The organism is Rhodococcus sp. IEGM 1354 (genome assembly GCF_030056855.1).
In the GTDB taxonomy this organism is placed as follows: Bacteria; Actinomycetota; Actinomycetes; order Mycobacteriales; family Mycobacteriaceae; genus Rhodococcoides.
In genome coordinates, this window is sequence record NZ_JASHKT010000093.1 from 1 (window position 1) to 213 (window position 213).

At 62.4% G+C, this 213-nt stretch carries 1 protein-coding gene; it reads left to right on the forward strand.

Features of this window, described 5'->3' with window-relative positions; genetic code table 11:
* Nucleotides 1–3: 3 nt before the first annotated feature.
* Nucleotides 4–213 (forward strand): AAA family ATPase (locus QM588_RS25680; protein ID WP_283317442.1); only part of this gene is annotated, 210 nt, incomplete at its 3' end.

Below are 213 nucleotides of genomic sequence, written 5' to 3' on the forward strand. Positions count from 1 at the left end.
GCTATGGCTGAGTCCACCGGTGCCGAGACGGCTGACATGTATCCCTCGCGTATTTATGTCGCGTCTCCGGAAGGCGACTCCGGCAAGTCCACCAGTGCGTTGGGTGTGCTGCAGATGCTCGCGGCTACGACGGCCCGGGTCGGTGTGTTTCGGCCTATCGCCCGCTCGACGGACGAGACGGATTACATTCTCGAACTGCTCGTCGAGCACACC